Raw genomic sequence first — 12,557 nt, 5'->3', positions numbered from 1 at the left:
GGAGTATCGTGTTACGAAAAATTGCTTTCGCCCTAGCGGCCGCCAGCCTCGCACTGTCACTGTCTGCCTGTTCCAAACCCGCTGGTAGCGAGATGCCTACTGTGGCTTCACCCCAGTTCGGGACGGTACCGGAGATTAATTTTCCGGCAGTCCCCCCGCCAGAAGTACCCGTGATGAAGGTGCTTGATGACGGCAACGGGAAAGGTGAGGAGGTCAAGGACGGCGACCTTGTCGTTGTGGATTACTACGGCAAAGTTTGGGGCGGAGCTTTAATGCCTGATTCCACCATCACCGATGCGGCTGGACCGCGTGCGATTTCGCTGGCTAACCCGCCTATTGAAGGATGGAAAGAGTTGCGTGGGGTCAAGGTCGGTCAGCGAGTTATGTTGATTCTGCCCCCGAGTAAAGCCTACGGCGAGATGGGTGCCAGCAGTATCGGGGTTAAGAAGGGCGACACGCTGGCCTACGTGGTGGACGTGCGTTTAGCGGTGCCCGCGGACGCAGCCTCTAAGTTCCAGGTCACTCCCACCAATAACCCGCTGCCGGATGGTATTAGCATCGATACGGACGGTCAGGGTGCCTACACGGTCAACGCTGTGGCCGCAGGGTCGTATCCGTCCCGACAATCCACCGCGGTCTACGCCACCGGCGACGGTCCGGCAGTCAAAGCGGGGCAGGGCGTCATCGTGAAACGAGTCAGTGCGGATTGGAACAAACAGACCACCGCGGCTGACTGGAATGCCGGTGAGTTGATCTCGGTTTCAGCTGATTCTTTAGAGCTGGCCAATTTACCGTTGGGTAGTTTGGTACTGGTAGTCACTCCGGCTACGTCCACGACTGATCCCCAGGCAACATTGTTACAGCTGGTTTCTGCCTACGATACCAAACGTTGACAACGCATGGTGAGGGACACGAAACCTGATTTTTGGAAAAAGAGGTACAATCTTGCAACACCTACAGAAACAACTAGCGGTGCTCTCCCTGTTTGCTTTGGCGGCCGCGGGTTTAACGGCTTGTCAAGAGGTTCCCAGAGAGCAAAACGCCCCGCTAGCCACCCCGAAGAGCTGTGTTAAGACCATTACCCCAGCCGCATCTGCGGAACCTGCGGCGGTAAAACCGGTAGAAAACGGACCGGTTCCCGCGGTGGACTTACCTGATAGCTTCGGGACGGAACCAAACATTGCGGCGGGAACGGGACCGGCTCCCAAGGATTTCATTCGTACCGTACTGCATGAAGGCACCGGGACGGTCGTTTCCGCGAATGCTGATGTCATCGTCCATTACAAGGGACAAAAGTGGAACGGCGAAGTCTTTGACGACTCCTGGCAAAAGGGAGAACCCGCCTCCTTCTCACTGGGCAACAACATTATCGAAGGCTGGACCTGGGGTTTGTCCGGGCGCAACGTTGGGGATCGGATTGAGCTCGTCATTCCGCCGCGCCTAGCTTACGGGGAACTCACGGAACGGGAACAAGCCGCGAAAGACGCCGGGCAGCCCTTACCTGGCAAGGATCACCCGCTGGCTGGCGAAACGTTGGTTTTTGTTATCGACATACTGTTTGCGCCTCCGGTAACGCAAGAAACCCAGTTGGCAGCCTACACCCAGCTTTTGGCTCAATCACAGCCTACCGGGGCGAAGCTCCCCGATGGTCTGCGTATCTATTGCGGTCCCGGTGCTGAGCCACAGCCGGCCTACATCGAAGGTTCAAAAGTTCCCGGCCAGCCCACGAACGTTTGGACTCTGGAAGGGCAGGGACAGCCCATTCAGGCCGGCGACCAGGTCGGATATGTGGTGGTATCCGGTTCTTGGGGAGACAAGCCCACTTCCACCTGGATCAACGGTCAGGGCGTGCTGTGGGCAGATGCGGAAACTATGAAAGCCGTGGGTAAAACCGTCGGTTCTCGACTGGTGATGGTGGGGCCTCCGAACAAATCAGCGCCACGTGGTGTCGTCCAGATCGTCGATATCGTAGACGCTATCGCCCTGCCAACCTTGGGATAGGGCAGCGATTGTCACCAGGATTTTCGAGTCGGCGAGCTTGGTCGACACCCATCGGTGGGGCGTCCACAGAATTGTTTGGCGCGCACCCACTCGGTAGGTAAAATGTTCATGTCTTTGGTAAAGGAGCGAATTCTATGGAAGAAAAAGCAGGCACCGATGCCGTGCAAGTTATGCTTTTCAGTGGCAATCCCCATACCCGTCAAGCCGTCATGGATGCAGCCGGACTCAGCGGTAGTTTCGATATACCGCCGATTGACTGGCAGGAAGTGGCGACCCCGGATGCGGTGAAACAAAATTTCGCTGAGGACCGCTATGCGGCTCTGGTGCTTGACGCTGAAACTTATCAAGAGGGTGGGCAATCGGTGGCGCGTTGGCTCAATATCCATGCGGATAAAGTTCCGCCCATCATCATGCTGGTGGCTCGCCAACAGGACGAATGGATGTCGCGCTGGTCCGGGGCGAGCTATAACGTGCCGGCTCCCTACGAGGCTGACGCTGTGATGGCTGCTCTGAGAAAGGCTCTTTCACAGACTACTTGAGAGCCTTAGCGACGGCGGATGGGCAGGAGCAAACCCAACCCCACCGCTAGGGCCAGCAAACATATAGTGGCTGCCACTGCTGAATAAGCCGGTTGGGTAATCCCCAGGATTATAAAGCCGATGATGGCGGCAACCAGCAGCAACCAACCGACCTTAGTGTGAGTGCGCAAAGTCGGTAAAGGGGGATTGGGCGCTACGAAGCCTTCGTTGTCTTCCGCTGGAGTCCAGTCCCGAGGTCCGAAACCTCCGAGCTCAGGAGTAGCCGCCGCGAGTTGCTCGAAACGGCGATTGACCTCCTCAGGGGTTTCCTCATCGCGATCCTTGTGACCGCTTCGTTTACGAAACGTCATATTTGAACTATACATGAAGCCCTTGGGGCACTGGAGGTATCGACTGTGTACAGATTCTCAAAGATTGTCGCCGGACCGTTGTTACGCCTCTTGTTTCAGCCATGGATACGCGGAGCGGAAAACATCCCCGAAACCGGACCGGCAATTTTGGCTTCCAATCACCTCGCCGTCATCGACTCGGTGTTCCTCCCTTTGATGACCAAGCGGGAAATCACCTTCGTCGGGAAGTCCGATTACTTTACCGGCACCGGATTTAAAGGCTGGATTACCAAGCATTTTATGCAGTCCGTGGGGGTTATTCCGGTAGACCGTTCCGGCGGCAAAGCCTCCCAGGTCGCTTTGGATAAAGGCCTGCAAGTTCTGGAACGTGGCGGTTTATTCGGTATCTATCCCGAAGGCACACGCTCCCCTGACGGCAGGCTTTATCGAGGCAAAACTGGGATTGCTCGGCTATCGCTCATCAGCGGCGCTCCGATTATTCCGGTGGCGATGGTGGGAACGAACAAATCGCAGCCTATCGGCAAGACCATCCCCAAGCTGGAGCGTATCGGGGTCATTATCGGAAAACCTCTGGATTTCTCCCGCTACAAAGGTATGGAAAACAATCGCTACGTACTGCGTTCCATAACCGATGAAGTCATGTATGACCTGATGCTGCTGTCTGGGCAGGAATATGTTGATGAATATGCCGCCAATGTGAAAAAACGCCTGGAGGCACAGCGAAAATCTAGTAGGGACGCCGGCAAAGATTCCGAAACAGCCCCAAGTGAGGCTGAGACTTCGGATACTTCCACTTCCGAGGAACAGCCGGATACCACACCAGACTTAGCCACCCAACCCGGCGATGAATCCTAGAATGTTAAGAAATCGGACAACGAGAAAGGCAGAAATATGGCTCTGAAGCGAGTAGCTCTGTTGACGGCCGGTGGTTTTGCGCCGTGCCTGTCCACCGCGGTGGGCATGTTGATTGAACGGTACACCGAGTTGGAACCGGAGGTGGACATCATCGCTTATGAGCACGGCTATCACGGTCTGCTGACCGGCAAGTATTTGCAGATTGATGATGACGCCCGAGCTCATGCCGCTCGTTTGCAGCTCTATGGCGGTTCACCCATCGGTAACTCCCGAGTCAAGCTGACGAACACCGCCGATCTGGTGAAACGCGGTCTTATCAAGGAGGGTGAGGACGCCCTGAAAGTCGCCGCCGACCAGCTGGTAAAGGACGGTGTAGATGTACTGCACACCATCGGTGGGGACGATACGAACACGACCGCCGCGGATTTGGCAGCTTACCTCGAGGAACACAAACATCACCTCACGGTGGTGGGCTTGCCCAAGACGATTGACAACGACGTGGTGCCGATTCGTCAATCTTTGGGTGCCTACACGGCAGCCGAAAATACTTCCATTTTTGCCCAGCACATCATTTCCGAATCCCGGGTATCTCCGCGGATGCTCATTGTGCACGAGGTAATGGGACGTAACTGTGGCTGGCTGACGGCGTACTCGGCAAAGCTGTATCGCGAGTGGCTGGATCAGCAAACCTTTGTGCCGTCGGTGGGGTTGGACCGTAAACACTGGGATATCAACGGTATCTACGTGCCAGAGATGCATATGGACATCGAAGCCGAAGGCAAACGGCTCAAGAAAATTATGGACGAAAACGACACCGTCAACATTTTCCTGTCCGAAGGCGCCGGAGTCATGGACATTGTGGCCGAGATGGAGGCTCAGAACCAGGTCGTCAATCGTGATGCGTTCGGCCACGTGCGCCTGGACGAAATCAATCCGGGACAATACTTTGCCAAGCGGTTTGCCAAGGCATTAGACGCTGAAAAAGTCCTGGTTCAAAAATCCGGCTACTTCGCGCGTTCCGCCCCGTCCAATCAAGCTGACTTGCAGCTCATCAAGGGCATGGTGGACCTGGGCGTGCAGTGCGCTATCGCGGGAGAATCCGGGGTCATTGGGCACGATGAGGAAAATGGCAACCGTTTGAGCTGTATCGATTTCCAGCGCATCAAGGGCGGCAAGCCTTTCGACGTGAACCTGCCGTGGTTCCGTCAGATGCTCCAGGAGATTGGCCAAGCCTAGGTTTTTCAGGTTTTCTCACCTGCCTCGCTCCGGGTTAAACTATAGGATAGTTGCCCGGAGCTAGGGCTTTTAATGGCAAACACGAAATGGGAACGCGGGAAATGGTCTTGAATACACTACGGGATTTTGAAACTGTCTGGCGCGGCGCAGCTGCTTTCCAGCAGCCACACTATCCCGACCCGGCCAAGGTCACCGAGGTCTGTGCCGCTCTGAAGCAGCGCCCGCCGCTGGTTTTTGCTGGAGAGGTCAACGAGTTGCAAAACTTGATGGCCCAAGCCTGTGTCGGCGAGGCTTTCGTGCTGACCGGCGGGGACTGTGCCGAAACTTTCGCAGAATCCACAGCCGACCACCTGAAACTAATAATTCAGACCATCCTGCAAATGGCAGTCGTTCTGGCTTACGGCGGGGGACTGCCCATCATCAAAATGGGCCGCATGGCCGGCCAATACGCCAAACCCCGCTCTTCTGACACGGAAACCCGCGACGGGGTGACTTTGGAATCCTACCGAGGCGACGCAGTCAACGGACACGAGTTCAACGCGGACTCGCGCACTCCCGACCCGCGCCGGCTCATGTCCTGCTACCAATACTCCGCCGCCACGCTGAACCTGATTCGAGCTTTCACCCAGGGCGGTTACGCGGATATGCGCCGAGTCCACGAGTGGAACAAAGGCTTTATGCGCAACCGGGCTTACTCGAAATTTGACGATTTAGCTACCGCGATTGACGCGGCCATGCAGTTTATGAAAGCTACCGGGGTTCCCTCGGATGCGCTGCGAACCACCGATTTCTATGCCTCACACGAAGCGCTCCTCCTAGAATACGAAAGCGCCCTAACTCGGGTGGATTCCATCAGTGGCGATTTGTATGACACGTCCGCGCACTTCCTGTGGATTGGGGAACGCACCCGCCAGGTGGACGGGGCGCACGTGGCTTTGCTGTCTCAAGTGAAGAATCCCCTGGGAGTTAAGCTGGGACCGAACTCGACTCCTGATGACGTGACAGAGCTTGTGGAACGGTTGAATCCGGAGGGGCTGGCGGGACGCCTGACTTTCATCACCCGGATGGGGGCCAGCAACATTAGGGAAAAACTTCCTGCCCTGTTGCAAGCCGGCAAAGACACCGGCACCCCTATTGTGTGGATGTGCGATCCGATGCACGGCAACACGGTAAAGACCGGTTCGGGCTACAAAACCCGTCACTTTGAGACGATTCTGGACGAGGTGCGGGGTTTCTTTGCTGCGCACGAGGCCGTGGGGACAGTTCCTGGGGGCATTCACGTGGAACTGACGGGCGAGGACGTGACCGAAATCGTTGGCGGTACGGAAACCATCGATGAATCCGCTCTGGCGAACCGTTATGAAACCTTGGTCGATCCCCGTCTGAACCACCAACAAGCACTGGAACTGGCTTTCCTGGTGGCGCAAATGCTGGCTCAGGCGAAGCCGGGGATTCAACCGGCGGACTTAGAGAACTTTCCGGCTCTAGGTTTTTAATCCGCGCCTTGCGCGCGGCGCGGCGTTAACCTGTTGGGGATTGTCGAGGGACGGACTCCGGTTCGCCCGGGTATCAAGCGCGCTCAGAACAGGGTAATGGTCACCGTGGAGCCGACTTTTGCCTGAGTTCCGGCGCTAGGATTGGAATTCAAAACCCGTTTGGAATCCCCGAAAGTCCGTTTTACATTGACTGTAAAGCCAGCGGATTCTAGGGCGGCGCGCGCGTCACCTTCACTCTTACCAAAGACATTAGGCACCGCTACTACTTCCGGACCTTTAGAAATCACCAGGTTAACCTGATCCAGACGGTGAACCGTGGTGTTGGGCGCCACGCTTTGGCTGATGACCTTGCCCTTGGGAACGCTATCTGAGAAGTCTTCCGTGACCTGGGGCTGCAAACCGACCTGCGTCAACTCGTTTTGAGCTTCCTGGCTCGGTTTACCAACCAAATTTGGCATTGAAACCGGTTGGCGTCCCTTGGAAACCGTAATTTTTACGATGGTGTTGTGTGCCACGCTGGCATTGGGAGCCGGGTCTTGGGAAGAAATTTGGCCTTCCGGCACGGTGTCGTGGAAGTCCTCGCTGATTTGCGGAGTGTTAAAGCGAGCCTTTTTCACCAGCTCCAGGGCTTCCTCACGGGTTTTTCCGGTCAAATCGGGCATAGTCAGCATTTCGATGCCCTTGGACACAAAAATCTTTGCAGTCTGAAAACGGCCCAGCGGTTTACCGGGCGCAGGATTGGTGCGAGCCACGTTACCGGCCGGAATGTTGTCATCGAACACATCCACTCGTTCAAAAGTCACATCAGCAGCGGTGAGGGATTTGGAGGCATCCGGCCACTGTTGATTGACCACGTCCACCATGGGTCTAAACGATCCCGGTCCCCACATAAAGAACCAGGTCAGGATGGCGGCCAAGAGGACTATAGCGCCGACGATTCCCCCAATCAAACGTCCCCGTGTCTTGCTGCGGGTGGCGCCTTCGGATGGAGTTGCGGAGTCCAGTGCGGACTCTGATTGACGTCCCCGGCGACGCTTCCACCAGGACTTGTGATGCGAGGGAGAACCAGGGGCACCAGGGAGCGGAACTTCACTGAGAGTCGGAGTCAGCTCCTGGTCAGAGTCCGAATCGGCAGGCTTGGTTGCCGGTGGAGTGTCCCCGCGCAGTTCCATCTCGTTGGGGTCCAGTTCGGCAATGGTTTGGTTGACCAGTTCCAGGGCGGCGTCCCCGTTCAAAGGCCGTTTGGCAGGGTCGCGCGTTGTGAGTTTCGCAATCAGGTCGTCGACGGGCTGCGGGACCCAAGGCTCGGTCTCCTTGATATGCGGGACGTCTTCATGCACGTGGGCGTAAGCGATTTGGATGGGAGAATCGCCAGAAAACGGGGGAACTCCCGCTAAGAGTTCGAAAATCATGATGCCGGTAGCGTAAACATCGACGCGGGAATCTGCGGCGGTTCCAGAGACAGTTTCGGGAGATAGATACGCTACCGTCCCCAGGATTGAGCCGGTAGTAGCAGCCGTGACTTCGGAGGCGGCGCGTGCCAAACCAAAATCGGCAACTTTAACTTGGCCGGTTTCTGGCAGCAGCACGTTTTCTGGCTTTACATCACGATGAATCAAGCCGGAACGGTGAGCGGCAGCGAGAGCCTGGAGGATTTCTTTGGTGATTTTGAGAGTCTCGCCCACCGTCAGACAGCCCTGCGAACGCAGGTAAGTACGCAGGTTTGGGCCTTTTATCAGTTCCATCACCAGGTAGCTAGAACCTTGGGCGCTGCCTTGGTCATACACCGCGACCACACCGGGATGTGTTAACTTCGCGGCTGCCCGCGCCTCCCGGCGAAACCGAGCGACAAAGTCCGCCGACTCTGCCAGGTGCGGATACATGATTTTCAAGGCCACCGGCCGGTCTAAGCGGGTGTCTCGCGCTCGATAGACAGTAGCCATCCCGCCGCGGGCAATTCGCTTTTCAATAACATAACGGGCATCAATAGTCTGTCCTACCAGGCGATCCGAGGGCTCCGGCGCAGCTTTCGGGGCTGCGGGGGTGGGCTGAGCCGGCGGGAAAGAATCGGGCATATTGCCGTTAGAGTGACGTCCCGTAGAAGTCGGTTTTGGCGCCGGTACCGCGGTCGTGGCTCCGGTACCGTCAAAATTTTCCTTTTCTTCGTCACTCACGCCCAAAAGTCTAGGTTAAATTGTCCGGTATTTCTGTGTCCCTCCCCGTGACGCGCCGCTTTTTGCATTAGTTTTGCATTGTGAGTGATATCTGGAAGGAATATAGCTGGCTGACTATCAGTGAAGCGGCGGCTTATCTGGGCGTGGAAGCGAAGGCTATTCGCTCCTGGTTGAAAGATGTATCCCTGCTGGCCCTGCCTTCGCCAGAGGACGGAAAGTTGCGCATTCCCCAGGTTTTCCTGGTGGCTGCCGAGTCTGAGGGGGACTACCGCGGTCCGCTGGAGGTTCTGCGGGGCACCCTAATCCTGCTGCGTGACGGCGGGTTCAGTGATGCCGAAGCGATGAACTGGATGTTGAGCGAGGATGACAGTTTGGGGGACACCCCGCTGAATGCTCTGCGGGCGGGGCGCAAGAAAGCTGTGCGCCGAGTGGCTGGAGCCTTGGCTCTCTAGTTGGCGCGGTTCACCAGGGAGGAACCGAAGTCTGCAAGTTGCCGTTTCACTTCCGCATCGCACGGCATGGCATCAAGGAATCTCTGGGATTGTTCCAGATGCTCATTCATCAAATCCGAAATGGCGCGACGAGCTCCGGAACCGGTGATGATGGCGCAAATATTGTCAATTATGGGCGGAGTTAAGTCTGGCGCTCCCCAATAGCGCATCAAGTAGTCCCGTCCCTGGTCATCAGTCATTTCCCAAGCGAGGGCGAGTTGTGCGGTGCGTTTGCCGGAACGAATATCGTCGCCTGCTGGTTTCCCGGTCAGTTCTTGATCGCCGAAAATGCCCAAATCGTCATCGCGAAGCTGGTAAGCCACACCCAGGGGAGTGGCAAAACCTTCCAACTGTTCCATCAGGGAATCACTGGCACCGCGCAACGCCGCCCCCAACAACAGCGGTATCACCACGGAATAACGCGCGGTCTTGTGCTTGATGATTTCCATAGCCGCGTCCCGAGATGGGGGCATATCGGGGGAAATCTCGCTAGTCTCAGCGGAAAGGTCGAGGAACTGTCCGTAGGCGACTTCGGCTTGCATCGAAACGTAGAGATTGCTGGCCCGGCGCGCATTATCCATAGAGAGCGTGCTGATAGCTTGGGAAAAGTAAGAGTTCGCTGCCGCATAGAGCAAATCACCCCACAGAATAGCGGCGGAGTCGCCGAAACGAGGTCCACCCATGGGGAAGGAAGTCATAAATGCGATTTGTGCGGAAGGCAGGCCACGGCGTTTGATGGCGTCGTCAATAATGTCATCGTGAACTAGGGCCGAAGCCTGGAAAAGCTCGAGGCTGGTGCCCAGGTCCAGAAGTTGGCCGGGAATTTCATCCGTTTTGAGAGGGCCAGCGGCGCTAATCCACCCCATGTAGGCGGCGATAGCCCGGAAACGCTTACCGCGAGCGAGTAGGCCGATAGTGGGACCAGAGAATTCGTCAAGTTGGGTGATAGTTAAGGCTTTACTGGTGCAATATTTCCACGGTTCAGTGAGGCGGGCGCTGACCTCAGAGCGCACGTCAGCTATTAGGGAAATCTCCTCGAGCATGACCCAAATTTACCATGTCATGAGCAATTTTGTTAGTATGAAATTATAATTGTGCCTTGTACGTTTTGAAACAAATCCTCAATGCGAAAGGTTCTCGGTGTCTACCAGCGAAAAGCCTATTGAAAATCAAGGCGAAACCAGCACTTCCACCACTCGTAAGACTGCCGGTAAATCAGCAGCAGCCACCAAGGCTGGTTCCACTACTAGGAAAGCCACCACCAGGTCTGCGGCAGGACAGAAAGCCTCAACGACACGGTCGGATACGAAATCAACCGGCAAGTCTTCGACGAAAGCCAAGGCCACGACCGGAAACCGGAGCACCGCAGCGAAAGCCACCAAGACTACTGCGAAAACCAGTGCAAAGACTGGCACGAAAACTTCTGCGAAAACTACCTCTAAACCGGACGCCAAGACCTCCACGAAGACTACGGACAAAGCGACCACCAAGACTAGTGCAAAATCTGGCGAGAAAACGACACCGAAAGCTAGCGCGCGCTCTGCTGCTAAAACAACCGTGAAGGCCGGGACCAAGCAGACAGTGAGTAAACAGAGTACCGCCCGTAAACCCCGGGCCGCCAAGGCAAGCGCCACAGCGGCTGGCACAGGAGCGAAGCGGAAGAAGTCCGTAACAGATCAAGAATTACCCGAAGAGTCTGTAAAAACTCAGGCGCTAGAGCCTGAGGAAGAAATCGAGGAAGAAGTCGAAGACAAAGACAGCGAACCTGATGAAGGCGAACTGGAAGACACGGAAATCGCGGATGAGGACTTAGAAAACCTCGAGGACGACGACGAGACTGACGAGGAAGAAGACTCAGACAGCGAAGAAGACGCTGAAGAAACTGAGGATGAGGACACTTCCCGCGAGGACAAGTCGAAAGACAACGACGTCAAGCAGGATTCTAAAACTAAAAACTCGACGAGTGCGGAATACACCCTTTCAGAAAAAGACGATGCGGACGAGCCGGCTCAAAAAGTTACCGTAGCTGGGGCGACTTCCGATCCGGTTAAGGATTACCTGAAGCAAATTGGTAAAGTCGCGCTGCTGAACGCGGAACAGGAAGTGGACCTGTCCAAGCGAATTGAGGCCGGACTCTACGCGGATCACCTGTTGAAAACCAAGCAGGAAACCATGACTCCGAAAGAGATTCGGGAACTGCACTATGTGGTTCAAGACGGGCAAATGGCCAAGAACCACCTGCTGGAGGCGAACCTGCGTCTGGTGGTAGCCCTGGCAAAGAAATATACCGGGCGCGGTATGTTGTTCCTTGACTTGATTCAAGAGGGCAACCTGGGTCTGATTCGCGCGGTGGAAAAGTTCGATTATTCCAAGGGCTACAAGTTCTCAACCTACGCCACCTGGTGGATTCGACAGGCCATCACCCGCGCTATGGCGGATCAGGCGCGCACGATTCGTATCCCCGTTCACATGGTGGAAGTCATCAATAAACTGGCGCGGGTGCAGCGCCAAATGCTGCAGGATCTGGGACGCGAACCCACCCCAGACGAGCTGGCACAAGAACTTGAGATGACCCCGGAAAAGGTCGTGGAAGTCCAGAAATACGGTCGCGAGCCGATTTCCTTGCACACCCCGCTGGGTGAGGATGGCGACTCCGAATTCGGGGATTTGATTGAAGATTCCGAAGCAGTGGTTCCCGCCGACGCGGTCAGCTTTATGATGCTCCAAGAACAGCTGCAGCGTGTTTTGGACACGTTGAGCGAGCGGGAATCCGGCGTGATTGCCATGCGTTTCGGCCTCAAAGATGGCCAGCCCAAGACTTTGGACGAAATCGGGCGCCGCTACGGGGTCACCCGTGAGCGTATCCGCCAGATTGAAGCGAAGACTATGTCTAAGTTGCGCCACCCGGCTCGTTCCCAATCTTTGCGCGATTACTTGAACTAATAGCGACCTGTGCTATCGCGGTTCGGCTGGCGTTTGGTGATAAAGGGGGGGATTTGGGCTGTAGCTGCCATTATTGGCAGCTACAGCCCAAATCCCACCTTATAACCCCCAAACACCGAACCATCCACCCGCCCAGACCCCAAAACCCCACCACCACGAGTACCGCAGCCATTCATATCAGACGCTCGACTCACACTAGAGCCCTCTACTTCATTCATTCCCGCCGAATTACCTAACAGAATCGCGCCATTTTACATAAAACGGTTCAGGAATGCCGTAATTCCTAGGAAAGGTTCGGGCGAAATATGCATCCCACGAGTCGCGGGGGATGTGCCTAGGCATGGTAAGCAGCTCTCTTGAGGCACTGGGCAGAACCCTGTTCCACTACCGAGACAAAAACGGCTTGGAGTGCGACACCGTCGCCCACCTAGATGACGGCAGATACGCGTTGATTGAAATCAAGCTCGGAGGC

The 12,557-nt window shown here is 56.0% G+C and carries 11 protein-coding genes; 8 read left to right on the top strand and 3 right to left on the bottom strand.

Annotation, left to right across the window (positions count from 1 at the left end; all coding sequences use genetic code 11):
* Window positions 1-8: 8 nt before the first annotated feature.
* The 3 genes from SPI05_RS04600 (at window position 9) to SPI05_RS04590 (ending at window position 2,540) form a co-directional block, all read left to right on the top strand.
* A complete protein-coding gene (locus SPI05_RS04600) occupies window positions 9-893 on the top strand; it encodes an FKBP-type peptidyl-prolyl cis-trans isomerase (protein ID WP_321076561.1) in 885 nt (294 codons plus the stop codon).
* A 52-nt stretch (window positions 894-945) separates the two neighbouring features.
* On the top strand, window positions 946-2,001 hold the full coding sequence (locus SPI05_RS04595; RefSeq protein WP_321076559.1) for an FKBP-type peptidyl-prolyl cis-trans isomerase: 1,056 nt from the start codon (window positions 946-948) through the stop codon (window positions 1,999-2,001).
* Window positions 2,002-2,135: 134 nt separating this feature from the next.
* On the top strand, window positions 2,136-2,540 hold the full coding sequence (locus tag SPI05_RS04590) for a DNA-binding response regulator (protein WP_321076557.1): 405 nt from the start codon (window positions 2,136-2,138) through the stop codon (window positions 2,538-2,540).
* A gap of 5 nt (window positions 2,541-2,545) precedes the next feature.
* On the opposite strand, the gene SPI05_RS04585 is transcribed toward SPI05_RS04590, so the two are convergent.
* Complete coding sequence (locus tag SPI05_RS04585; RefSeq protein ID WP_295027566.1) at window positions 2,546-2,890, bottom strand: hypothetical protein; 345 nt, start codon at window positions 2,888-2,890, stop codon at window positions 2,546-2,548.
* 45 nt (window positions 2,891-2,935) lie between these two features.
* Here SPI05_RS04585 and SPI05_RS04580 point away from each other — a divergent pair, with 45 nt between their 5' ends.
* From SPI05_RS04580 to SPI05_RS04570, 3 genes are all read left to right on the top strand, one after another.
* On the top strand, window positions 2,936-3,745 hold the full coding sequence (locus SPI05_RS04580; RefSeq protein ID WP_321076555.1) for a lysophospholipid acyltransferase family protein: 810 nt from the start codon (window positions 2,936-2,938) through the stop codon (window positions 3,743-3,745).
* A 36-nt stretch (window positions 3,746-3,781) separates the two neighbouring features.
* Entirely contained in the window at window positions 3,782-4,981 is a 1,200-nt protein-coding gene (locus SPI05_RS04575) for a pyrophosphate--fructose-6-phosphate 1-phosphotransferase (RefSeq protein WP_321076553.1), read from the top strand.
* A gap of 101 nt (window positions 4,982-5,082) precedes the next feature.
* Window positions 5,083-6,477: a class II 3-deoxy-7-phosphoheptulonate synthase gene (locus SPI05_RS04570; protein ID WP_321076551.1), complete on the top strand. Its 1,395-nt coding sequence runs from the start codon at window positions 5,083-5,085 to the stop codon at window positions 6,475-6,477.
* 83 nt (window positions 6,478-6,560) lie between these two features.
* Here the strand turns inward: SPI05_RS04570 and pknB are convergent, their stop codons facing one another.
* A complete protein-coding gene (gene pknB, locus SPI05_RS04565) occupies window positions 6,561-8,651 on the bottom strand; it encodes a Stk1 family PASTA domain-containing Ser/Thr kinase (RefSeq protein WP_321076549.1) in 2,091 nt (696 codons plus the stop codon).
* Window positions 8,652-8,731: 80 nt separating this feature from the next.
* Here pknB and SPI05_RS04560 point away from each other — a divergent pair, with 80 nt between their 5' ends.
* Window positions 8,732-9,103 (top strand): Rv2175c family DNA-binding protein, encoded by a 372-nt coding sequence (locus tag SPI05_RS04560; RefSeq protein ID WP_321076548.1) that lies wholly within the window; start codon window positions 8,732-8,734, stop codon window positions 9,101-9,103.
* On the opposite strand, the gene SPI05_RS04555 is transcribed toward SPI05_RS04560, so the two are convergent.
* On the bottom strand, window positions 9,100-10,185 hold the full coding sequence (locus SPI05_RS04555; protein ID WP_321076546.1) for a polyprenyl synthetase family protein: 1,086 nt from the start codon (window positions 10,183-10,185) through the stop codon (window positions 9,100-9,102). The genes SPI05_RS04560 and SPI05_RS04555 overlap by 4 nt on opposite strands.
* Window positions 10,186-10,282: 97 nt before the next feature.
* Between SPI05_RS04555 and SPI05_RS04550 the strand changes: the two genes are divergently transcribed.
* On the top strand, window positions 10,283-12,085 hold the full coding sequence (locus SPI05_RS04550; RefSeq protein ID WP_321076544.1) for an RNA polymerase sigma factor: 1,803 nt from the start codon (window positions 10,283-10,285) through the stop codon (window positions 12,083-12,085).
* Window positions 12,086-12,557 lie beyond the last annotated feature (472 nt).

Origin of the sequence: Mobiluncus sp. (genome assembly GCF_034180645.1) — a bacterium.
Taxonomy (GTDB): domain Bacteria; phylum Actinomycetota; class Actinomycetes; order Actinomycetales; family Actinomycetaceae; genus Mobiluncus.
This window is presented reverse-complemented; position numbering and strand designations above follow the sequence as displayed.